Here is a 23557-nt window from a genome sequence, read left to right on the forward strand (position 1 = left end):
CCTTGCTCAGCAATCGGTTTTATTGTTTTTCAGCGATCAACCCGCCGGGGCCGCCACGTTGAAAATGATGTTGACGCTGCCGTAGTAATCACCCGGCTTGTACCCGTCGGGCTGCGCCCTCGGTTCGATTTCCAGGCGCACCCGTTTGCCCGCCACCGCTTCCTCGCGGGAAACGACCTGGCGGGGGACCGGATGATGGCTCAATTCCGTGCCGTTGAACGTGACGCGCAGATTGATGTCGTCGCGCGAATCCTGACCGCTGGACAGAAAGGGGAAACTCTCCAGGCGTGCTTCGATGGCGCTGCTGTCGGTCCTCACATCGAAGTTCTTGCGCAAACCGCCCAGGGTCGATGTGTGGATATCCCACGGCAACGTCTGTTGAAGGTGGATCCAGTCCGCTTCGCTGGGTATCACATAGAATTCCAGGGTCGGAATATCCACCGAGACTTCAAAGATGTATTTCTCCTGCGCCGCGAATGCCGCGCCTGCCATCAGCGTTGCAACGCTCACGGACAAGGCAATGCCCCCTTGCTTGATCATGTCGCTTCCTTTTACGTCGATAAAAAGCCACCTCCCTGGCGGCTCCGATGACTGGCCAGCGCCTTTTATTCTCCCGGGGCCCGAGCGTTGAACAGCAACAAGACGTTGCCGTAGTACTCGCCTGCCTTGTACCCACCGGCAGGCGTTATCGGGTCGATTTCCAGTGGCACCCGTTTGCCTGTGGCCGCTTCCTCCCTCGACAGTACTTGCCGGAATACAGGATCGGCGCTCAATTCCACACCGTTGAAACGCACCCGCAAGTCGATGTTTTCCCCCGGCCGGCCAGTCGACAGATATGCCGCGCTTTCGAGGCGCGCTTCGATGGCGCTGGTGTCATGCCGCACATCGAAGTTCTTGCTGAAACCACCGAGGGTCGAATCCGGATAGTTCCAGAGCAGAACCTGCGGACGATGAATCCAGCCCGGCTCCGAGGGCATGATGTAAAACGGCCGGCTGGGAATCGTCAGCGTGACTTCGAAATTCAGCGTTTCCCGCGCGGCCCACGCCATGGCGTCGTATAACCCGGTGATTGCCGCCAATACGGCGGCCACACAATGCTTGTTCATGTTGGTTACCTGAGTGTCAGCGACTCACTACTTTGAGATCCTGCTTGCGTTCGCCTTCGATCAGTTTGAAGCGGTATTCGCGGCCTTTTTCCTTGTCAAAACCGAACGTACGGCCGGCCATGACGTGGTGTTTGACGGTCGCACCGCAATCGGTTTCCCTGGTCAGCGAACAGCTCTTGAACTCGTCGATCACCAGCACCGTGTTGCCGTTGTTGCGCACTTCATAACGGGCATCGGTGTCGTTGATGACCGTGTCGTACCGTGCATCCTTCGGACGCACGAAAAACACCGTGCCGAACCCGGTCATGACGTTGACGCCGGCCGACAGGGTCTTCTTGTAGTCTTCGCGCTCCTCGCTGGAAACCACGAAGTCGTCTTCCTTCTCCGGCACCACCGGCACGAAGCGCACCCGGAAATAGCGCTCGCGATCGCGCTCGCCCATGTACAGCAAGCGCGTGCCCTGCATGCCCTGGGCCGGAATGATCAGCCGTGCCGGGCTGGCCATCAGACCGTTGCGCGACGCCCCGTCGGCGGCATTGGTGACCGGAATTTCCTTGGGCTGACCGTCGCTGTCGTAGACGATTTCCAGCACGTTGACCTTGACGAACGCGGTGCTGTCACCGCTGTTGAACACTCGCTTCAAGTAGGTGCTTTTCTCGCCGTCCAGGTAGTCGTACACCGTGCCGACATTGATCTGCGGCCCGGCGTTGGCCGTTGTCCAGAACACCGCGCACAGCAACAGCAAAAACAGACGTGTCATCGTCTCAACCTCATGAAAATGAAAAAGGGCCCGTTCCGGGCGTTCAAACTTCCGAATCGAAAATGATGGTGGCGTTGCCCGTCAGCGTGCCGTTCATGCCGGGCCTTAAAAAATCCAGAAATCTGGGGGAGATGAAGAAACGCAACATGCCCTGCTTGCGGTCGATGTAACGGCCGGGCTCAAACGGCCCGATCCACATGTTGTGGCTGAGCGTGCCGGACCAGCCGTCGTGACCTCCGGGGCCCTTGATGCCCGGCGGCATCGTGAGCCGGATCTGAAACTTGGAGAAGCCCACCTGATTGTTGCCGATGTCGCAGTCCGAACCACCCAGGGAGCTGCATTGCAACATCACCTTGAAACGCGATGAGGATGAAATGAAAAACGGCTGGTCACGGAAGATTTCGGTCGGTCTGCGGCCGCTGTCGATCCAGTGTTGCCAGCCGCCCGCGGGCTCCAGCGCAATCTTGTTCCCGCCGGGTGGCAGTTCGACTTTCAGGGTGTGTTGCACGTCCAGTACGAAGTCCAGGGTCAGGTTGCCGTCATCAGGCACCATCATGGCCCCCATCTGAAAATCACCGCTGGGGCCAAGGGTGTAGGACAACGAACCGGTGTACAGCCCCGAGGACATCCCCAAGGGATTGGGGGTGCGCAATTCATAGGCAAAATCCAGGGCGTCGAAAGACATCGAGGGGATCCGGTAAGCGGCCACTTTGGTACAGGTCGCCTCAGTCCATGACCTCCAGAAAAAGGTATAGGTTGAAGGGCCCAAGAAACCTAAGCTGCTGGAACTGCAGGGCGCCGGCGCATTGACCCAACTGTTGTTCCTCCAGAGCTTTCGATGTCCCTCGAGCGGGTTCGGTGCGCCTGTCAGGTTGACGGCCGTATCGCTCAGGCCATATTTCGAACCGATGCCGATGATGCGCACCTCGACCGTTTCGGTTTCGCCGCTGCCCTGATGGGTGACCGTCAGCCGCCGCCAGTTGGCCGGCACGCGCAACGACACGTCATCGCCCGGGGCGATGGCTCGGTTGGAGACAAATCTCACCGGGATCTGGATGCTGAACATTTTGTTTTCGGCGCATTGAGCAGGCGCTACCACGCAATAACCGCTGTTCGGGGTTTTGTTGACGAATACGTTTTTGTTCGGTTGTGAGGGATCAGGCTGGAACAATGCCCTGATTTCCTGATTCGCCGCTTCCACAGAAGGAAACGCCAGCGCCGCCAATATCCCCAGCCAGGCTGTTGTCCTTTTCATGATTGACATCCATTTGGTTAACATTCGAAAAGTGCCGGCCCTATTCGCCCGGCGCCCTGGCGTTGAACAGCAGCATGACGCTGCCGTCGTAGTCGCCCGGCTTGTAGCCGTCGGGCGGTCTCACCGGTTGTATGTCCAGCCAGACACGGACACCTACGGCGGCATCGGCTCGGGACACCACTTCCCGGGGCTGAAAATCCGGGCTCAACTCCACGTTGTTGAAACTCACCCGCAAGGGAATCTCTTCGCCCGGCCTGCCGTTCGACAGGTAAGGCGCACCGTCGAGGCGGGCTTCGATGGCACTCGTGTCATGGCGCACATCGAAGTGTTTGCGCAGCCCGCCCATGGTTGCCTCGGCAACGTTCCAGACCAGCCGCTGCGGTTGATGTATCCAGTCCGGCTCGGTCGGAACGATGTAGAACGGCCGTGTGGGGACCGATACGAACACCTCGAAGGTGCGCTCCTCACGAACCGCCCATGCCCCATCGCTCATCGACCCGGTCATGGCCATCAACGCGCCGACAGCCCAATGCTTGTTCATGCTCAATACCTGTTCCTGTTCGAAGAGGAAGGTCAGACTTCGGAATCCCAGATCACGGTGAAATGGCCCCTGAAAGGACGATCTGCGTAGTTGTCGATCAGAAAACGGGTGTGCTGCGCATTCATGTTGAAATGCAGGGTGGCCGGTCTGCGGTCGACGTAGTGGCCGACATGAATGACACCGGTCGGTGTGTGGGTCACCGGCAGGTTCCTGACCGGCCGTTCACTGCTGTCGGTCAACCCGTCGGGCAGGCTGACACCGACCGTCACTTCGGCCGAATAGGTCGTGCTCCCCTGACGATCATTCACCCCGCACCCCGTGGTCAGGCGGTGCTCACACTCCAGCCTCATGGTGAATCTCGACGAGGTGGAGATATGGAAGGGTTGATCGCGAAAAAGACGCACCGGATAGCGCCCCTGGTCCAGCCAGCTTTGCCATCCCCCCTCGGGTTCGAGCACAACTTTGTCCCCCCCCGGTGGAATATCCACTTTCAACACGTGTTGCGCGTCGAGCACGAAATCCAGAGTCAGGCTGCTGTCATCCGCCACCATCATCGGGCCCATCTGGAAATCACCGCCAGGACCAAGGCTGTAGGTCAGCGATCCGCTGTACAGCCCGGACGACACGGCCAACGGATTGGGGGTGCGCAACTCATAGGCAACATCGAGGGTGTCGAAGGCCATCGCCGGGATTCGATACGCGGCCAGCTTGGTACACGGCGCCTCTACCGGGGTCTTCCAGAAAAACTGATAGGTCGTTGCTGAATAGTATTGGATGCCACTGTACTGACAGGGCGCCGGCGCAATGACCCAAGCGTTGTTGCTCCAGAGCCGGCGATGCGCTTCGACAATATTGTTCAGCCCCACCAGACTGGTGACCGGCTGGCTCAGAACAAAGGTCGATCCAATGCCGACGATGCGCACCTCGACGGTTGCGGTTTTACCGGAATCGCGATCGATGACCGTCACTTGCCGCCAGTCCGCCGGTACTTTCAGGGCCATTGCATCGCCAGGCATATCGGGTGTGATCGCGCGAGTGGAATCAAACCGGACCGGCAAGCGCAGACTGAACATCCGGTTGTCGGCGCACTGGGCTGGATAGATTGCGCAATAACCACTGTTGGGGGTGTTGTTGACGAACACGTTTTTGTTCGGCTGCGCGGGATCCGGCCGGTACGACGCCCTGATTTCCTGATTCGCGGCCTCGGCCGAGGACAGGCCCAGTACTGCCAGCAACCCCAGCCAGCCTCTTGATCCTTTCATCGCCTCAACCCGCCTTATGATCGGTAAGGGTCACATCGGCAAGTGTGTCCGGCGTACAACGCAGATCCCCGATCATCAACACATTGTTCTCGCTGCGATGATCTTTCTCGTTGAGACGGAACTGGCACAGCAGGTTGTTATCGCGGCGTACTTCGAGGGTCGGCGAGCCGGCATTCATTTCCATCGAGAAGAACCCGTCGACTTCAGTGACCCCACGGCTGGCATGGTTGATCACGTGATGGCCCTTGAGTGGGCGGCCCCGCTCATCCACCAGACGGCCGAGCACGGTCAGGGTTTTCATCACCCGGATGTGCCGGTAATCCACGCCGCCCTTGTTCAGGTGATAGCGGGTGCGGGCCGGAGCGATAGTCGCAGCGGGCACATGGTTGCCTTCGAAGTCGAAGCTCACGGAGCTGTTCTGGTAAGCGGTCAACGGAATGAAATTGCGCCCCGGCTTCAATGCCGCACCGCCACCACTGAGGTCATCGGCCCGCAGGACGATCCCGTCAATGTCCGATTCCACATCAACGATCATGCCGGCCCCGCGCATCTCGTACTCGCTGGTCATCAACATCTTTTCCCCGCCCATCACCAGAGTGCTGTCGAGGTTCAGGCCGCCGGTAAACTTGTTGTTGTAGGACGAACGCTGAACGAAACCATCGCCATTGACCGTGTCGGTGCGGAAATTGGCCAGGCCCGACAGGCCCATGCCGTAGGTGTCGCTCAGCGCGGTGACCGAGACGTTTTGCAGCACGTGATCCTTGAAGTCCTTGCGCCAGCCGATCGACGCATTGTTGTCGCGACCACCATCACGATCGGTACGCGAACCGATGCTGCCGGTCAGTTGCTGACCTGGCGCGCCGATGGCCAGGTTCAGGCTCAGGTCGACGCCCCGGCTGCGATCATTGCCGCTGCTGAAACTGCCCGGCCGGTCGAACAACGACAGGCGCCAGTTGGCATCGTTGCCGAACAGTACCGCGCGCCGGTTCCAGCCCAGATCCACACCGACGCCTTCGACGTTGCCTTCGCTGTGAGAGACCCGGGCATTCAGGGAATTGCGCTGATCAAGCCGATGATTGATTGCCAGCGACGAGTTGCTGGTCTGGCCGATGAACACGTTGCGTTGCCGTACGCGGGTGCCGTCGGGCAGGGTTTCGTAGAGATCGGTGGTGTCGAGCCAGCTGCGGGTGTGGCTGAGGATCAGACTGCCGGAGCCGTAGTTGTAAAGGCTTTGCAGATCCAGGCCGGTGCCGTAATCCCGGGTCTGATAGACATTGGCGTACAGGCTCAGTTGATTGGCCAGGGTCCAGTCGATGGAGGCGCCGTATTGCAGTTTTTCCCGTACCTGGCGCGCTGACAATCCGAGGATCACCCGTGGATGTGCCAGGTAATTGATCGACGCTCCCGCAGTGGGACTTCCACTGGCCTGTTTGTCCCAGTTGCTCAACAGTTTGCTTTCCTCGCCGGCGAACAGGTTGTAGCGCCAGCGGTCGTCGAGGTTGCGCCAGTTGTTCGGTTTGTAGACCAGCTCCTGGGTGCTGGAGGTGATCTGGCCGTCTTCCACCAGACGCACTTCCACTTCGTAAATGCCACCGGGCAGCGGCCGGGTATCCAGCGTCTGCAAACCGGCGGGCACCGACTGGGTATTGATCAGCAGGCCGTCACGGTAGATTTCCACCGAACCCTGACGGTTGGCGGTGACGTAAATCGGATAGACACTGGGCATTGCGCTGTTGATGGCCAGACTGTCGGAGCTGCCGTACATCACGCCGACCGCCGTATCCGGGCTGGTGCCGAATGTACGTGGCTGACGGGTCAGGCCTTCGGAGTTGGGGGTGAAATAGCCCAGACGAAAGAAGCTGCCTTGCAGCTCCCGCTGGGTGTAAAGCTCGTGCACGGCGTGGTACAGCTTGTCGTCGGGGCCGCCCATGCGCGCTACTTGCATGTTGAATGTCTGGCTCCAGTTGCCCAGGCTGCCGCTGGCCTCAAGGCCGAAACGCCCGCCCAGATCCTGTTCCTGGCCGCCATTGAGATTGAGCTGGTTGCGCACCATAAGACCGCTGCTGCCTTCCAGAGGCTGGTCGTGATAACGCTTGGCCTCAAGATCGCGCTCGGCATTGCGGGTGAGGATCGAGACCAGGGAGTTTTCCAGGTTGTAATGCACCGCCAGCAGTTGGTCCGGGCACGAACCGCTGCAATCGCCCAGCGCCACGCCGGACTTGAGATAACCGGCCCACTTTTCTCGTTCGGCAGGGTCGTAGCGGTTTTCGCTGGTATCGGTGAATTCGAGCAGGGTGATACGGTCATCGCGCGACAGCACCACCAGGGCCTCGCCCAGAGGTTGCCGGTCAAGCTCGACCCGCACCGCCAGGGGCACGTCAAAGAAATGCTCCTCGAAATCCGCCGGCAAACCTTTGGCCTGCGCCAGAAGACCGCGAGGTGTCGTACCCGCAGGAGCAGGGGCCGCCATCGCACCAGCACAAAACAGCAGCGCAAGCGCGACTGCGATGGGTGTCATCGGGAACATGAACTCTTACTCTGATATCGAACAAGTTGAAGTCCGGCGGGACAATCGGGGGTGGTTGTCCCGCCGGGAAACGCTACTGGACAGTGAGCGCGAAACGCTTGATCAACGCGAACCGCCAACTGGAAGCACGGCGTCGAAGGTCATCGGCACTGTACCGGTGTAATCACCCGGGTTGAACGTGGTGCCCTTGGCGCTGATTTTCAGTGGGGCGCGGTAGTTCACATCGGAGTCTGCTTCGCCCACGACCATTTGCGGAGTCTGGGTCAGAATTATGTTGTTGAATGCAACGTCCAGAGAAATGACTTCATTTCCGGAGATCAATTGCGGAACACTTTCCAGACTGGCATATACCGAACCGTTATTATTGCGCACATCGAAGAAACCATTGACTTCGCGCATCTTGCCGGTACTTGGCTGATAGCTCATGTCCTGGTCCTTGTTGACCAGATCCGCATCGGTCGGCACCACGTAGAAGCCATTGGTCGGCACATGGGCAATGAGGCTGATGGAGTGACGCGCTTCACCGGCGGCGAAGGTGACGGAAGAGCTCAGGGCCAGGGCGGCGAGGGAAGCGGTGATTGCGATTTTCTTGAACATCGGTCAGTACCTGTTTTCTTTTAAGGAATCGAAACATTGAAGTTCCGGACCTCCCGGCCGATAAGACTCGGGAATCTGGAAGTTCAACGCCGGGGCATGATCGACTCTTGTCTCAAGAATGTAAGCAGGCAACTTCCCACGTGATCGTAGTTCAACAACCTCTCAACTCGAAAGAAAAACCATCAAAAAACATGAATACTCAATTTAAACTGTAATCCATGCCTTACATACAGTTTCATATAAAAAACATTACAGCACTTTCGACGTTACGCAGCGGTACTTTCTCTTATTTTTAGAATATAAGCTCAATCATTTGTAGAGTGATAGCTTTAACTTCAAGGTTATCTCTTCGTGATTGAAAAGATGCCCCGCACTCACTGAAAAACCTTTCTCAAACCTCTCGACCACTCGTCAGCTGCCATTTCCTCTCAGGCAAAAAGCCCTTGCTCGTTCGCAAAGATATATCTTAAGTTGTATCTAAACACGACGAGAGAAGACTGAAATGAGAGACCATCATTCCCCCCACCGCGACCACGCCGACAGCCGTGACGGTTTCGAAAAACGTCACGGTCGCGAACGCGGCGGTCGCGGCCCCCGGGTATTCGCCCCCGGCGATCTGAAATTGCTGCTGCTGGCGCTGATCGCCGAACAGCCGTGCCACGGCTACGACCTGATCCGCCAGATCGAAACCATGTTCGACGGCGCCTACAGCCCCAGCCCCGGCGTGATCTACCCGACCCTGACATTTCTCGAAGAAAGCGAAATGATCACCGGCGATGCCGAGGGCGGCAAAAAGCGCTACGCGGTGACCGATGCCGGCCGCCAATCGCTGAGCGAACAGGCGGTGGCGCTGGATGGCGTGCGCATGCGCATCGACGTCAGCAAGCGCTCGCTGCGCGGCCACGACCGGCCGCCGGAAATCCATGAGGCGGTGCACAACCTGCGTCACGCCCTGCAGATGCACCACGGGCGCTGGAGCCCGGAAGAAATCCTGCGGGTGCGCGACCTGCTCAACGACACCGCCAAAGCCATCGTCGACGGCCCCGCCGTTCAATCTGCCCCGGAGAAAGCCGAATGACTGAAGTCCAGACCCAAGGCATCCACCGTGTGATGCACGAAATCAAACGTCGCCGCCTGGAAGTGTTACGCGTGGTCGACCTGACCCCGCGCATGCGCCGCATTACCCTCGGCGGGCCGGAACTGGCCGGGTTCGTCAGCCTCGGCACCGACGATCACGTCAAATTGCTGTTTCCGCAAAACGCCGAACAGGCCGCGACACTGGAAACCCTGGTGCTCGGCGCCGGCAAGAGCGATGTGCCGATGCCCGAAATGCGCGACTACACTCCGCGCCGCTACGACCTCGACAAGCTTGAGCTGGACATCGACTTCGTCCTGCACGGCGACGGCCCTGCCTCGACCTGGGCCGAGCAGGCCAAACCGGGGCAGTTCCTGCACATCGGCGGGCCGCGCGGTTCGATGATCGTGCCGGACATCTTCGACAGCTACCTGCTGATCGGCGATGAAACCGCCCTGCCCGCCATCGCCCGCCGACTTGAAGGTCTGGCAGCCAATCGCAAGGCGCTGGTGGTGATCGAGGTGGAAAACGGCAAAGAGCAGCAAACCCTGGAAAGCGCGGCGCAGGTCAATGTGATCTGGGTGTTGCGTGAGGGCGGCAAAGACAATCTGCTGGCCACCATCAAACAATTGCAGGTGCCCAAGGGCAATCTGTATGCGTGGGTGGCGACCGAGACCAAGGTTTCGCGGCAGATCCGCCGGGTGCTGCTTGATGAGCACGGACTCGACGAGAAGTTCGTTAAAGCGGTCGGTTACTGGCGCGCAGAAGGCTCCGAAGAAGAGTGAATACGAGCGGCGGCGCTGCTAAAGGCGCCGCCCCTGCCAGCGATCAATCCCGATCAGCAACAACGCAATCAGCACAAACCCCAGCAGAATCCCCCCGGCATTGACGAACACCTGTGGATAACCCAGCAGCGCCACGTCAATGAACGGATAGGCGTAAGCCCCCAGCAGATGCCCGCGCAACAGCGCATAGGCGAAGTACACCAGCGGATAGATCAGCCACAACGGCAGATGCTTCAGGCGCAAGGTACCCTTCGGCACGCACAACCACCAATAAGCCAGAAACAGCAGCGGTATCACGTCGTGGAGCAATTCGTCGGCGATAAACTGCCAGCCCTGCGGATGCCACAGATGCCGCAGAAGGATGCTGTAAGCCAGGCCCACCACCGCAATGCTGACGGCAATCCCGCTACTGACCCAGGGTTGCAGAAACCAGCGGCGCGCAGCGGATTCGCGATCGGTCACCGCGCAGGTCAGCACCACCGCCACCAACGTATTGGTGAGCACCGTGAAGTAACTGAAGAAACTCACCAGCCCGCCCAGCAGACTGGCGCCGACGCTCAGGCGTGCGAAAAAAATCAGGTACAGCTGAATCCCCAATCCGGCCCAGCCCAGCACCGCAGCCGAAGTGATCAGACGTCGCCGCAATACGGCGTTCATCTCAGAGCGGACGCTTGGTGCGCATCAGTTTCACGTACAGACGCTCGACTTTCTCTCGTGCCCAAGGCGTCTTGCGCAAAAAGGTCAGGCTCGACTTGATGGTCGGATCGCTCTTGAAGCAACGGATGTCGATGCGCTCGGCCAGGCCCGACCATTCGTAGTGGGTCACCAGCGCATTGAGGATCTGTTCGAGGGTCACGCCGTGCAGCGGATCGGGGTTGTGGTCGTTCATGCCGGGCCTTTGGGCGAAGTGAAAATGCAGAAGCCGCGCACCTTAGCCGAGGGCATGGGCGGGTGGAAGGCCTTGGGTTAAATGTAGGCCAACCGGAGAAGATCGCAGCCTGCGCCAACACCCGCAATGCGCTGTATTGCCGCACTGTTACCGAATCCGAAAGGGTTCATGTCTGCAAAAGCACTTTGTGTTTTTGTAACAGGACATTATCCTGCCGCCCTTCTGCTGAATCGCTTCACTGCCTGCGTCAAATCGTAGCGGCCAGCTTATCCCCCAAAAAGATCAAGAAAGACCCTATTCATGCCCGATTTTCCGTTCTCCCGAGACAGCGCTATCTCAACCCTGCGCCTGATCGGCGGCTGCACCGCTCTTGGCCTCGCCACCTGCACCCAGGCCACTCCGGCCTTCGACAGTGAATCACCGTGGATGCTCGGTGACTGGAACGGCACCCGCAGCGAACTCGCGGCAAAAGGTATCGACTTCAAGCTCGACTACACCGGCGAAATGGGCAGCAACCTGCACGGCGGCTATGACCACGACCGCACCGCGCGCTACAGCGATCAATGGGGCCTCGGCACTCATCTGGACCTGCAAAAACTGCTCGGCTGGAACGACGCTGAATTCCAGCTGACCGTGACCAAGCGCAGCGGCAACAACATCAGCAACGACCGCATCAACGACCCGCGCGTCGGTGGCTTCACTTCCGCCCAGGAAGTCTGGGGCCGTGGCCAGACCACCCGCCTGACGCAGATGTGGTACCAGCAGAAATTCTTCGACCAGAAGCTCGACATCAAGGTCGGCCGCTTCGGCGAAGGCGAAGACTTCAACAGCTTCCCGTGCGACTTCCAGAACCTGGCGTTCTGCGGCTCGCAGGTCGGCAACTGGGTCGGCGGCATCTGGTACAACTGGCCGGTCAGCCAATGGGCAATGCGCGTCAAATATCACCTGACGCCGGAGCTGTACGCGCAAGTCGGCGCCTATGAGCAGAACCCGTCGAACCTCGATCGCGGCAACGGCTTCAAACTCAGCGGCAGCGGCACCCAGGGCGCGATCCTGCCGATCGAACTGGTGTGGAAGCCGAAACTCAACGGCCTGCCGGGCGAATACCGCGCCGGTTACTACTACAGCAACGCCAAGGCCACCGACGCCTATAAAGACAGCAACGGCCAGCCGGCGGCCCTGAGCGGCGAAGCCTATCGCAGCGCCTCCAGCAAACACGGCGTTTGGCTCGGCGTGCAGCAGCAGGTCACCAGCGTCGCCAGCGACAACTCTCGTGGCCTGAGCGTGTTCGCCAACGGCACGATGCACGACAAGAAAACCAACGCCATCGACAACTACGTCCAGGCCGGCGTGGTCTACAAAGGCCTGTTCGACGCCCGCGCCAAGGACGACATCGGTTTCGCCCTGGCTCGCGTTCACGTCAACCCGGCCTACCGCAAGAACGCCGAAGCGACCAACCAGGCCCGCGCCGTCTACGACTACGACGATCCGTCGTTCCTGCCACCGCAGGACACCGAATACAGCGCCGAGCTTTATTACGGCATGCACGTCACCAATTGGCTGACCGTGCGCCCGAACCTGCAATACATCCGCCATCCGGGCGGTGTGGACAAGGTCGACGACGCGCTGATCGGCGGGATCAAGATCCAGTCGTCGTTCTGACCCAGCGCACGCGGCTCAGCCCTGCGAAAGAAATTCAATAGCAAGACAAGTTTTTATCTGAACCATGCCCGCGCCCGATCGTCATCTACAGTGACTACAGCGCGGGACTACTTGAAACGTCACGGAGAACCACACTATGAGCACTGAAGGTGCTTCGAGTCGAAGCCGTCTTCTGCCGAACCTGCTCGGCATTCTGCTTCTGCTGATGGGCCTGGCCATGCTGGCCGGGGGAATCAAGCTGAGTACGCTCGGCGGCTCGCTGTATTACCTGCTGGCCGGTATCGGCATCACGCTGACCGGCATTCTGATGCTGATGCGCCGTCGCGCAGCATTGGGCCTGTACGCCATCGTGCTGTTCGCCAGCACCGTCTGGGCGCTGTGGGAAGTCGGCCTGGACTGGTGGCAACTGGTGCCGCGTCTGGCGCTGTGGTTTGTCCTCGGTTTTGTGATGCTGCTGCCGTGGTTCCGTCGTCCGCTGCTGCTCGCAGGCCCTGCGCCGATGGGCACCGGGGGTCTGACCGTAGCCGTGGTACTGGCCGGCCTCACCGCCCTGGCCAGCCTGTTCACCCACCCGGGCGAAACCTTCGGTGAGCTGGGTCGCGACACCGCCGACACCACCAGCACCGCCCCGCAAATGCCGGACGGCGACTGGCAGGCCTACGGCCGCACCGAATTCGGTGACCGCTACTCGCCTCTGAAGCAGATCACTCCGGCCAACGTCGGCAAGCTGCAAGAAGCCTGGCGCATCCAGACCGGCGACCTGCCGACTGCCGATGACCCGGTGGAACTGACCAACGAAAACACTCCGCTGAAAGCCAACGGCATGCTCTACGCCTGCACCGCCCACAGCAAGGTGCTGGCGCTGGACCCGGACACCGGCAAGGAACTGTGGCGCTTCGACCCGCAGATCAAGAGCCCGGTCGGCTTCAAGGGCTTCGCCCACATGACCTGCCGTGGCGTGTCGTACTACGACGAAGCCGCTTACGCCAAGTCTGCAACCGCTGCGTCCGCCGTCATCTCAGAGGCCGGCAAAGCCGTCGCCCAGGCCTGCCCGCGTCGCCTGTACCTGCCGACCGCCGATGCCCGCCTGATCGCACTGAACGCCGACACCGGCAAGATCTGCGAAGGCTTCGGCACCAACGGTGTGGTCGACCTGACCCAAGGCATCGGCCCGTTCACCGCCGGTGGTTATTACTCCACCTCGCCAGCCGCGATCACGCGTGATCTGGTGATCATGGGCGGTCACGTCACCGACAACGAATCGACCAACGAGCCATCGGGCGTGATCCGCGCCTTCGACGTGCGCGACGGTCACCTGGTATGGAACTGGGACAGCGACAAGCCGGACGCCACCGAGCCTTTGGCCCCGGGCCAGATCTACAGCCGCAACTCGGCCAACATGTGGTCGCTGGCCAGCGTCGATGAAAAACTCGGCATGGTCTACCTGCCACTGGGCAACCAGACTCCAGACCAATGGGGCGCTGATCGCACCCCGGGCGCCGAGAAATTCAGCGCCGGCGTCGTCGCCCTCGACCTGGGCACCGGTAAAGTGCGCTGGAACTACCAGTTCACCCACCACGACCTGTGGGACATGGACGTCGGCAGCCAGCCAACCCTGCTGGACATGAAAACCGCCGATGGCATCAAACCTGCGCTGATCGCCCCGACCAAACAGGGCAGCCTGTACGTCCTCGACCGTCGTGACGGCACGCCGATCATCCCGATCCGCGAGATCCCGGTTCCGCAAGGCGCCGTGAAAGGCGACCACACCGCCCCGACCCAGGCCCGCTCGGACCTGAACCTGCTGGCCCCGGAACTGACCGAAAAAGCCATGTGGGGAGCCAGCCCGTTCGACCAGATGCTGTGCCGCATCCAGTTCAAGGAACTGCGCTACGAAGGCCAATACACGCCTCCGTCGGAACAGGGCAGCCTGATCTACCCGGGTAACGTCGGCGTGTTCAACTGGGGCGGCGTCTCGGTCGACCCGGTTCGCCAGATGCTGTTCACCAGCCCGAACTACATGGCCTTCGTCTCGAAAATGGTGCCACGCGAAAAAGTCGCCGCCGGCAGCAAACGCGAGAGCGAAACCGCTGGCGTGCAGCCAAACACTGGCGCGCCCTACGCGGTGATCATGCACCCGTTCATGTCGCCACTGGGCGTACCGTGCCAGGCCCCGGCCTGGGGCTACGTCGCCGGTATCGACCTGACCACCGGCAAAGTCGTCTGGAAACGCAAAAACGGCACCAGCCGCGACAGCTCGCCAATCCCGATCGGCTTCACCCTGGGCGTACCAAGCATGGGCGGCTCGATCGTCACCGCTGGCGGCGTCGGCTTCCTCAGCGGCACCCTCGACCAGTACCTGCGCGCCTACGACGTGAACACCGGTAAAGAACTGTGGAAATCGCGTCTGCCTGCCGGCGGCCAAGCGACCCCGATGACCTACACCGGCAAGGACGGCAAGCAATACGTCCTGCTCGTGGTGGGTGGTCACGGCTCGCTGGGCACCAAGATGGGTGACTATGTGATTGCGTACAAACTGCCGGAATAAGTTTTAGCGGCGGTAAAGAGAAAGGCGACGCCCTGTGAGGGGGGGGTCGCCTTTTTTTGTGGGCGCCAATCGCCAATCGATATAAAAGACTGTCAACTTTGACAGGCGCCGTCCTGCCCGTTTACTCCGATCATCAACCTCACGCAGCGGTTGAATCACGGAGCCTTCCATGTCAGATACGCGCTTTGGCAACCACTGGATCGAAGCGCTGACCAAAGGGCAGACCCGCTTTCACCAGTTGCCCGCCGATCTTGATCACAACGAAGCCGCCCTGATTCGCCGTGAAGCCTTGCAACACATCAGTGGCGCCTCGCTGCGCAGCATTGGCGATTACACCCGCGAACCGCAGCCGGCCCATTGCGAGAACCGGATCGGCTCCATCCAGATTCCGCTGGGCGTCGCCGGCCCATTGCTCGTCAAAGGCCAGGCCATCACTGCCCAGGAACCCGTCTACGTTCCCATGGCCACCTCCGAAGGCGCACTGGTCGCCAGCACCTCCCGTGGCTGCCGGGCATTGCACGCCGCCGGCGGCGCAGTGGTTCGGGTCGAAGAGGTGGGCATTACCCGTGCGCCGGTGTTTCGCTCCAGCGGCATCGAGCAGACTCAGATCTTTCTGAGCTGGGTCCGCGAGCACTTTGCACAAATCCGGCAACTCTGCGAACAGGACAGTCAACACCTGCAGTTGCAGGACATCGTGCCCGCCGTCGTCGGTACTTCGATCTATCTGCGCTTTCGCTTCCACACCGCCGATGCCATGGGCATGAACATGGCAACCATTGCCTGCGACCGGGTCATCCGCCAATTGATAAGCCCCGAGACAGGCGTCCCCTGCATCAGCATTTCTGGCAATTACTGCACCGATAAAAAGCCTGCGATGGTCAACTTCCTCAACGGGCGTGGCTATCGGATCCACGCCGAAGTCCGTCTGAGCCAAGACATACTGCGCGACATTCTGAAAACCGACGCCAAGGCACTTTGCGAGCTGCAGTACCGCAAAAATCTGCTGGGTTCAGTCATGGCCGGCACCTTCGGTGGCAATGCTCATCATGCCAACCTGCTCGCCGCGTTCTTCATCGCCACCGGTCAGGACGTCGCTCAAGTGGCGGAAAGTGCCACGGGCATCACCTGCATCGAAGCCTGTGATCATGACGCCGTTTACGCGTCGATCATGATGCCCGACGTACCGCTGGGAACGGTCGGCGGCGGCACCGGACTGTGTACCCAGCGCGAAGCCCTGGCCCTGATGGGCATCGTCCCGGGCAGCAAGAAGCCCGGTGTCGATACCCGACGGCTGGCAGAAATACTCGGCGCCCTGGTACTCGCCGGAGAGCTGTCGATCATGGCTGCCCAGGCCTCGCACCAACTGGTTTCGGCCCATCAACGGTTGGGGCGCTGACCGTGATCCATGCCCGAGCCCCCGGCAAAGTGATCCTGATGGGTGAACATGCCGCGCTGCATGGATGTCCGGCAATCGCCTGTGCCGTGGGGCTTTACTGCAACGTGTGGTTATCCCCGCACGAGCATCGGCAAATCGACGTTCAACTACCCGACCTTTCATTCCAGCACAGCTATGCCCCCGAACAGCTGGCGGACTATGTCAGCCATGTGCGTCTGGCCTGGGAATATTATCGGCGCGCCCCCAGCGCCTGGAGTTATGCGCAACTCCGCGCCAGTGCCCCCGACCACCTGATCAAATGCGCCATCGGTGAAATCCTGCTCCGACTCGCACCGCCAGACTGGCAGGGCTTTAGCCTGCGGGTGCAATCGCAGATTCCGAGCGGTGCCGGTTTCGGCAGCTCCGGCGCACTGGCAGTCACGCTGATGGCGGCACTGTCGCAGTTGTTCCGGCTGACAGAAACCGATTGCCCGCTCGAACAGTTGGCCCTGTCGGTAGAACGCTTTCAGCACGGCGAACCTTCGGGCATCGACCACAACACCAGCCTGCGGGGCTCGGTTGTCGAAGGCCGGCGTGACGCGAAGGGCCAGTTCAATCTGCGCACGCTACCCGACAGCCCTATGATCCTGCCGCTCGCCAACATGCGTCTCTTCAACACCGGAACCGCCCGCGAGAACACCGGCCAGGTCATTGCCGCTACCCGATACCGGCTCGAAGGCGCCCACAATCCGTTGCTGGCCAGCATGCAACGCAATACCGAGCGCTTCTGTTCGCTGCTTCAACAATCGCGACCAATGCCGGAAACCCTTCGTGCGGTGATACGCGACTATCAGGCCGATCTGGAAAAACTGGGCGTCGTCCCCGCCGCCGTCGCCCGGTTGATTCGCTCGATTGAAAACGCAGGAGGGGCAGCAAAAATCTGCGGTGCCGGCGCCCTGACCGGTCACCAGGCCGGCGCGCTGCTGGTGATGGACGCAGAAGATGTACCAGAGCTTTCGCAGTACCGGCGAATCGACGCCCCTCTCGCGGTGGCAGGCCTCGAGATCCGCCGCTCATGAATCGCACCAGCGTCTCCTCCCCCGCCAACATTGCACTGATCAAATACTGGGGCATGCGCGATGCGCAGAACACACTGCCCAACAACGCCTCGCTTTCGATGACCCTGAGCCGTTGCGTCAGCCTCTGCACACTGGCCCCGCTGGCCAATGGCACGACCGATGAAATTCTGTGGAAAACCTCACGCGGTGCGCTGGTGCCGGCCGATCCCGCCCTGCGGGCCGGGATCGAACATCACCTGCAAGCCTTGCGCGAACACTTCGATCACTGGCAACCGCTACGCATCGCCACCACCAACAGCTTCCCGACCGGCGCCGGCATCGCCTCGTCGGCAGCCGGTTTCAGCGCTCTAACGACAGCATTTGCCCTGTATCGCGGACACTCGCTGACGCATCCCGCCCTCAGCGATCTGACGCGCCTGTCCGGCTCCGGCTCAGCGGCGCGCTCGGTAACCGGTGGTTTTGTGCAATGGCCCGGCAATGCGCGGCTACTCTCGGGACCAGCCCTGCAAATCGCCCCCGCACGCCACTGGCCACTGCACGACCTGATCGCCGTGGTCGACGCCCGACACAAAACCGTCAGCTCTCGCCAGGGTCACCTGCTCGCCAACAGCAGCGAGTTTTATCCGACCCGCCTGACTCTGCTGCCGGACCGCCTGGAACAAGTGCGCCGCGCCATTCTCGAACGCGACTTCACCCGATTGGCCGACGCCGTGGAACGCGAAGCCGTCGAACTGCATCTGATCGCCATGACTTCACAGCCACCGGTTTTCTACTGGCGCCCGGCGACCCTGGCCGTGCTGGAACAGGTCCGCCAGTTGCGTCGTGAAGGCCTGGACGTCTGCGCCACCCTCGACGCAGGGCCCAACGTGCACGTGCTCTGCACGCCGCAACATTCCCCAAAGGTGTTTGCCGCGCTGCGCAAACTGCCTGACATCCAGCGCTGGATACTCGATAGAGCGGGCGACGGCCCCCGGCGGCTGGAGCAGCATCTGTATTGAAACTTGCGTCCTACAGACGGGGTGTTTTTGGGGACGATTCCGACAAGTCGCGTCGGTTGTCCCTAGGAAACGGGGTGGATAGGCTTTGGGGGTCGCTGCAAATTCAGCGAACGGGCTTGGTCGTCCGGGTTTAGAATGGCGCACTTTTCAGCATGCTTAATGGCGGACTGTGCGTGGGAGGGCTAACGGCCCTGCCGGGTATCCATTCCCTGGTCGACCAACCTGCGTACGGTTCGCCACCCTATTGCTTGGTCGCAGTGAGCGGCGAACTCCACATCCCGAATGGAGTTCCATCATGAAAAAACCAACACCGAATCCACCCGAAACCGACGACACCTCGCCCTACGAATCCGCCGATTCAAAGAAACTCCACGACGCCGCCGAACGCGCCCTCGACCACCACTTCAATCCCATTCCAAAAAAATGCCCCGGTCGCCGACCGAGCAAGATGTTCCAGGTCTCCCCGGACATGGACGACGAAACGCTGCTGGCTCATGCCTGTGAGTCTTTGGCCACCGCCAGTGTCATGGCCAGTGATGTAGCAGCTTTTGTCGATACCCCGCAGCGGCATCGGATCCTGGGAATTCAGCAGGTGATCATGCTGGCGGAACTGGCGGTGAATCGGGTGCTGGATAACGTCGAGGTCACTCGATATCCGGGATAAATGCGGATGAGGTCTCTGCGGGAGTCAGGCTTGTGGTGGGTCAGTCAGGACGCTGCCCTCACCCTAGCCCTCCCGAAACGTCGGACCGCCCGGAGGGAGAGGGGACTGACCGCGTTGTCTGGGAGAGGTACGCCGACGTGAAAAACCGAGTCGAACTCAGGTTTTAAAACCCAATTGGCTCCCCTCTTCCACCACCACCACCACCACCACCACCACCACCACCACCACCACCACCACCACCACCACCACCACCACCACGACCTTCTGCCCGCATCCCCACGCCTCAACCACTCAAAAGGATGAGCGTTAGCTCGACAAAGCTCTTGATCTTGATCCACCCGTCCCTTCGGAAGGCTGAGTGGAGGTGTTCATCCGGGGATTGGCGCGCAGCGCCGTTTGGCGAAGCCGAACTCATCGACGAAGTCGATGCCCCCGGAGGGACGCCGGAGCGAAGGAACCCGAGCCTGCGAGGGCCGAACGCCGGGACGAGCCTTTTTGGGTACTTTTTTGGCGTTTGAAAAAAGTGCCTCGCCGTAAGGGCGAAACCGCCAGCGGCAACACCCGCAGAAACGGATATTCACCCGAAACCCAGGAGCATGGCCGGCCCAAAGGCCGCCAAGCCCAAAACCCTGTCAAAACCCTGAACACACAAGCAGAAACACCCCACCCCATTGAAACCACCCAAACCCTGCCCCATCTAACAGCCATACCCAATTGCGCAGGTGCCCCATGAGCGACCAGCAAGAATTCCCCGAGAACCCCGACGACATCACCGAAACCGACGCCGAACACATCGAACACCACGTCCCAGGCAAAGGCCTCGCCCTGCCCGGCCAGAACCTGCCGGACAAGGTCTACATCATCCCGATCCACAACCGCCCGTTCTTCCCGGCCCAGGTCCTGCCGGTCATCGTCAACGAAGAACCCTGGGCCGAAACCCTCGAACTGGTCAGCAAATCCGAACACCACTCCCTGGCCCTGTTCTTCATGGACACCCCCCAGGAAGACCCGCGCCACTTCGACACCAAGGCGTTGCCGCAATACGGCACCCTGGTCAAGGTGCACCACGCCAGCCGCGAAAACGGCAAACTGCAATTCGTCGCCCAAGGCCTGAGCCGCGTGCGCATCAAAACCTGGCTCAAACACCACCGCCCGCCGTATCTGGTTGAAGTCGAATACCCGCACCAGCCCACCGAGCCGACCGACGAGGTCAAGGCCTACGGCATGGCGCTGATCAACGCGATCAAGGAACTGCTGCCGCTCAACCCGCTGTACAGCGAAGAGCTGAAGAACTACCTCAACCGCTTCAGCCCCAACGATCCGTCGCCGCTGACCGACTTCGCCGCCGCGCTGACCTCCGCCACCGGCCCTGAATTGCAGGAAGTGCTCGATTGCGTCCCCATGCTCAAGCGCATGGAAAAAGTCCTGCCGATGCTGCGCAAGGAAGTCGAAGTCGCGCGCCTGCAAAAAGAAATCTCCGCCGAAGTGAACCGCAAGATCGGCGAGCACCAGCGCGAGTTCTTCCTCAAGGAACAGCTCAAGGTCATCCAGCAGGAACTCGGCCTGACCAAGGACGACCGCAGCGCCGACCTCGAACAGTTCGAGCAGCGCCTGGAAGGCAAAGTCCTGCCGACGCAGGTGCAGAAACGCCTCGAAGAAGAGATGAACAAGCTGTCGATCCTCGAAACCGGATCGCCGGAATACGCGGTCACCCGCAACTACCTCGACTGGGCGACCTCGGTGCCGTGGGGCGTGTACGGCGAGGACAAACTCGACCTCAAGCACGCGCGCAAGGTGCTCGACAAACACCACGCGGGCCTCGACGACATCAAGGACCGGATCCTCGAATTCCTCGCGGTCGGTGCTTATAAAGGCGAAATCAGCGGTTCCATCGTGCTGCTGGTCGGCCCGCCGGGCGTGGGTAAAACCAGCGTCGGCAAGTCCATCGCTGAATCCCTCGGCCGGCCGTTCTACCGCTTCAGCCTCGGCGGCATGCGCGACGAAGCCGAGATCAAAGGCCACCGCCGCACCTACATCGGCGCGCAACCGGGCAAACTCGTGCAGGCGTTGAAAGACGTCGAAGTGATGAACCCGGTGATCATGCTCGACGAGATCGACAAGATGGGCCAGAGCTACCAGGGCGACCCGGCCTCGGCGCTGCTCGAAACCCTCGACCCGGAACAGAACGTCGAATTCCTCGACCACTATCTGGACCTGCGGATGGACCTGTCGAAAGTCCTGTTCGTCTGCACCGCCAACACCCTGGATTCGATTCCCGGCCCGTTGCTGGACCGGATGGAAGTGATTCGCCTGTCGGGCTACATCACCGAAGAAAAAGTCGCCATCGCCAAGCGTCACCTGTGGCCGAAACTGCTGGAAAAGGCCGGCGTGTCCAAGGGCAGCCTGAGCATCAGCGACACCGCGCTCAAAGCCTTGATCGACGGTTACGCCCGTGAAGCCGGCGTGCGCCAGCTGGAAAAACAGATGGGCAAACTGGTGCGCAAAGCGGTGATGAAGCTGATCGACGATCCGAAAGCGGTGATCAAGATCGGCCCGAAAGACCTCGAAGCGTCCCTTGGTCATCCGGTGTTCCGCAACGAGCAAGTGTTGTCCGGCACTGGTGTGATTACCGGTCTGGCGTGGACCAGCATGGGCGGCGCGACCTTGCCGATTGAGGCCACGCGGATTCACACGTTCAATCGTGGTTTCAAACTCACCGGGCAACTGGGCGATGTGATGAAGGAGTCGGCGGAGATCGCCTACAGCTACGTCAGCTCGCACCTCAAATCCTTCGGTGGCGATCCGAAATTCTTCGACGAGGCTTTCGTCCACCTGCACGTGCCGGAAGGTGCGACACCGAAAGACGGCCCGAGCGCCGGCGTGACCATGGCCAGCGCCCTGCTCTCGCTCGCCCGTAATCAGGCGCCGAAAAAAGGCGTGGCGATGACCGGTGAATTGACGCTGACCGGGCATGTGCTGCCGATTGGCGGGGTGCGCGAGAAGGTGATTGCGGCGCGGCGGCAGAAGATTTTCGAGTTGATTCTTCCGGAGGCGAATCGGGGGAATTTCGAAGAGCTGCCGGATTACTTGAAGGAAGGCATCACCGTGCATTTCGCCAAGAAGTTTGCGGATGTGGCGAAGGTGCTTTTCTGACAATGATGTAGTGCCTGCACTGCCGCCTTCGCTGGCAAGCCAGCTCCCACAAGTTCAATGGTGCTCACGAATCTTGTGTTCAACCGAGAAACCTGTGGAAGCTGGCTTGCCAGCGATGGCGTCAGCCAGCACAGCACCAACTCCCGCACTGTCACACTTTGTCTCATCTTCAGTTATGCTCGCCGTTCGTCGCCAACGCCGGAGCCACTGAATCCATGTCCCCCCTTCGCCTGTTTGTCCCCCTGTCCCTCGCCCTGCTGGCCGCCTGCGCCACGCAACCGAAAACCAACGTGACCGTGGAAAAACAGAGCGAATGCCCGGTGCGGCTGACCAACGGGCAAAACCTGATCGTCATGCTCCCGAGCAACCCCACCACCGGCTACCGCTGGGCCATCCAGGATTCCGCCGGCGGCGTATTGCGCGCCCTCAGCCCCGAGGTCTACAGCAATCCGGAAGATGCCGGTGTGGTCGGCGCGGCTGGTCTCTCGACCTGGCGCTTCCAGGCCTTCGCCACCGGCACCGGTCGCCTGCGCCTGACCTCGCAGCAACCGTGGGCACCGGAAGTGTTGCCGGTTGAAACCTTTGACTGCGCCATTTCGGTGAACTGATCGTGGGCTGGCTGATCCTCGCGCTGATGGGCGCCGTGACCTTTCTCTATGGCGTCAGCACCCACGCGGCGTTGCTTTGCCTGTTGGTCAAACCGCTGCCGGTGCTGGCGTTGCTGGGCTGGTTGCACGATGCGCCGCCGAGTGACTATCGCCGCTGGATCAGCCTCGGTCTGATTTTCTCTTTGATCGGCGATGTGCTGCTGGCGTGGCCGGGGGATTTGTTCGTCTTCGGTCTGGGCGCGTTTCTGGTCGCACATCTGGCGTATCTCAAGGCTTACCTCAGCGATTGCCGGCGCCTGGCCCTGCTGCCGCTGATCCTGGCGCTCGGCGTCGGCGCTGTGCTGTTGGGCATCCTGATCTCTAGCGGACTCGGGCCGTTGACCGTGCCGGTGATCGTCTACGGCACCGCCATCAGCGCCATGCTCTGGCGCGCCCTGGCCCGACTCGGCAGCGGCGTACCACAACGTTCGGCACTGCTGACGGCGGGCGGCGCGGTGGCGTTCGTGTTCTCCGACAGCGTGATCGGCATCAACCGGTTTGTCTCACCGTTCAACGCGGCGCCCTACATCATCATCCTCAGTTACTGGCTGGGGCAGTGGGGGATTGCCGCGTCGGCGTTTCACGTAGAAAAAGCCGAAAAATCGCTATAACCGTTTCGAAATCGATTACCAAA

The 23557-nt window shown here is 60.7% G+C and carries 21 protein-coding genes; 11 read left to right on the top strand and 10 right to left on the bottom strand.

All coding sequences use genetic code 11. From position 1 onward, the window contains the following. Positions 1-36: 36 nt before the first annotated feature. The 8 genes from KJY40_RS24490 to KJY40_RS24525 form a co-directional block, all read right to left on the bottom strand. Positions 37-540 carry a CS1 type fimbrial major subunit gene (locus KJY40_RS24490; protein WP_230733286.1) on the bottom strand — a complete coding sequence of 168 codons (504 nt, stop codon included), beginning with the start codon at positions 538-540 and terminating at the stop codon, positions 37-39. A gap of 65 nt (positions 541-605) precedes the next feature. Next, entirely contained in the window at positions 606-1106 is a 501-nt protein-coding gene (locus tag KJY40_RS24495; protein WP_230733288.1) for a CS1 type fimbrial major subunit, read from the bottom strand. A 16-nt stretch (positions 1107-1122) separates the two neighbouring features. Continuing rightward, positions 1123-1866 (bottom strand): molecular chaperone, encoded by a 744-nt coding sequence (locus KJY40_RS24500; protein ID WP_230733296.1) that lies wholly within the window; start codon positions 1864-1866, stop codon positions 1123-1125. 43 nt (positions 1867-1909) lie between these two features. Then, complete coding sequence (locus KJY40_RS24505) at positions 1910-3121, bottom strand: hypothetical protein (protein ID WP_230733298.1); 1212 nt, start codon at positions 3119-3121, stop codon at positions 1910-1912. A gap of 40 nt (positions 3122-3161) precedes the next feature. Continuing rightward, positions 3162-3662, bottom strand: a complete 501-nt coding sequence (locus KJY40_RS24510) for a CS1 type fimbrial major subunit (RefSeq protein ID WP_230733300.1) — start codon at positions 3660-3662, stop codon at positions 3162-3164. Positions 3663-3694: 32 nt separating this feature from the next. Beyond that, positions 3695-4897, bottom strand: coding sequence for a hypothetical protein (locus tag KJY40_RS24515; protein ID WP_230733301.1), 1203 nt, complete (start codon positions 4895-4897; stop codon positions 3695-3697). 31 nt (positions 4898-4928) lie between these two features. Next, a complete protein-coding gene (locus KJY40_RS24520) occupies positions 4929-7451 on the bottom strand; it encodes a TcfC E-set like domain-containing protein (RefSeq protein ID WP_230733303.1) in 2523 nt (840 codons plus the stop codon). A gap of 102 nt (positions 7452-7553) precedes the next feature. Further along, positions 7554-8048: a CS1 type fimbrial major subunit gene (locus tag KJY40_RS24525; protein ID WP_230733305.1), complete on the bottom strand. Its 495-nt coding sequence runs from the start codon at positions 8046-8048 to the stop codon at positions 7554-7556. A gap of 502 nt (positions 8049-8550) precedes the next feature. Here KJY40_RS24525 and KJY40_RS24530 point away from each other — a divergent pair. Together KJY40_RS24530 and KJY40_RS24535 are read left to right on the top strand one after the other, a co-directional pair. Next, on the top strand, positions 8551-9126 hold the full coding sequence (locus KJY40_RS24530) for a PadR family transcriptional regulator (protein ID WP_230733307.1): 576 nt from the start codon (positions 8551-8553) through the stop codon (positions 9124-9126). Continuing rightward, complete coding sequence (locus tag KJY40_RS24535; RefSeq protein WP_230733310.1) at positions 9123-9908, top strand: siderophore-interacting protein; 786 nt, start codon at positions 9123-9125, stop codon at positions 9906-9908. Before KJY40_RS24530 ends, KJY40_RS24535 begins: the two co-directional genes overlap by 4 nt. 18 nt (positions 9909-9926) lie before the next feature. Here the strand turns inward: KJY40_RS24535 and KJY40_RS24540 are convergent, their stop codons facing one another. Both KJY40_RS24540 and KJY40_RS24545 read right to left on the bottom strand, forming a co-directional pair. Next, complete coding sequence (locus KJY40_RS24540; protein WP_230733312.1) at positions 9927-10565, bottom strand: Pr6Pr family membrane protein; 639 nt, start codon at positions 10563-10565, stop codon at positions 9927-9929. Between the two features lies 1 nt (position 10566). Then, complete coding sequence (locus KJY40_RS24545) at positions 10567-10797, bottom strand: VF530 family protein (RefSeq protein WP_007956650.1); 231 nt, start codon at positions 10795-10797, stop codon at positions 10567-10569. A 300-nt stretch (positions 10798-11097) separates the two neighbouring features. Here KJY40_RS24545 and KJY40_RS24550 point away from each other — a divergent pair, with 300 nt between their 5' ends. From KJY40_RS24550 to KJY40_RS24595, 9 genes are all read left to right on the top strand, one after another. Then, the gene (locus KJY40_RS24550) at positions 11098-12459 is read left to right on the top strand and encodes a carbohydrate porin (RefSeq protein WP_230733314.1); all 1362 of its coding nucleotides are present in this window, start codon (positions 11098-11100) and stop codon (positions 12457-12459) included. Between the two features lie 136 nt (positions 12460-12595). Then, on the top strand, positions 12596-15007 hold the full coding sequence (locus KJY40_RS24555; RefSeq protein ID WP_230733316.1) for a glucose/quinate/shikimate family membrane-bound PQQ-dependent dehydrogenase: 2412 nt from the start codon (positions 12596-12598) through the stop codon (positions 15005-15007). A 169-nt stretch (positions 15008-15176) separates the two neighbouring features. Further along, positions 15177-16403, top strand: coding sequence for a hydroxymethylglutaryl-CoA reductase (locus tag KJY40_RS24560; protein ID WP_230733317.1), 1227 nt, complete (start codon positions 15177-15179; stop codon positions 16401-16403). Positions 16404-16441: 38 nt separating this feature from the next. After that, on the top strand, positions 16442-17461 hold the full coding sequence (locus tag KJY40_RS24565; RefSeq protein WP_230733320.1) for a mevalonate kinase family protein: 1020 nt from the start codon (positions 16442-16444) through the stop codon (positions 17459-17461). After that, the gene (mvaD, locus tag KJY40_RS24570; RefSeq protein ID WP_230733322.1) at positions 17458-18459 is read left to right on the top strand and encodes a diphosphomevalonate decarboxylase; all 1002 of its coding nucleotides are present in this window, start codon (positions 17458-17460) and stop codon (positions 18457-18459) included. The genes KJY40_RS24565 and mvaD overlap by 4 nt, the downstream gene beginning before the upstream one ends. A 295-nt stretch (positions 18460-18754) precedes the next feature. Further along, a complete protein-coding gene (locus KJY40_RS24575) occupies positions 18755-19123 on the top strand; it encodes a DUF6124 family protein (RefSeq protein WP_230733324.1) in 369 nt (122 codons plus the stop codon). 729 nt (positions 19124-19852) lie between these two features. Further along, entirely contained in the window at positions 19853-22276 is a 2424-nt protein-coding gene (gene lon / locus KJY40_RS24585; protein WP_127799742.1) for an endopeptidase La, read from the top strand. A gap of 215 nt (positions 22277-22491) precedes the next feature. Then, positions 22492-22884 carry a protease inhibitor I42 family protein gene (locus tag KJY40_RS24590; protein ID WP_102688178.1) on the top strand — a complete coding sequence of 131 codons (393 nt, stop codon included), beginning with the start codon at positions 22492-22494 and terminating at the stop codon, positions 22882-22884. Between the two features lie 2 nt (positions 22885-22886). Continuing rightward, the gene (locus tag KJY40_RS24595; protein ID WP_230733326.1) at positions 22887-23534 is read left to right on the top strand and encodes a lysoplasmalogenase; all 648 of its coding nucleotides are present in this window, start codon (positions 22887-22889) and stop codon (positions 23532-23534) included. Positions 23535-23557 lie beyond the last annotated feature (23 nt).

Source organism: Pseudomonas fitomaticsae (assembly GCF_021018765.1).
GTDB lineage: Bacteria > Pseudomonadota > Gammaproteobacteria > Pseudomonadales > Pseudomonadaceae > Aquipseudomonas > Aquipseudomonas fitomaticsae.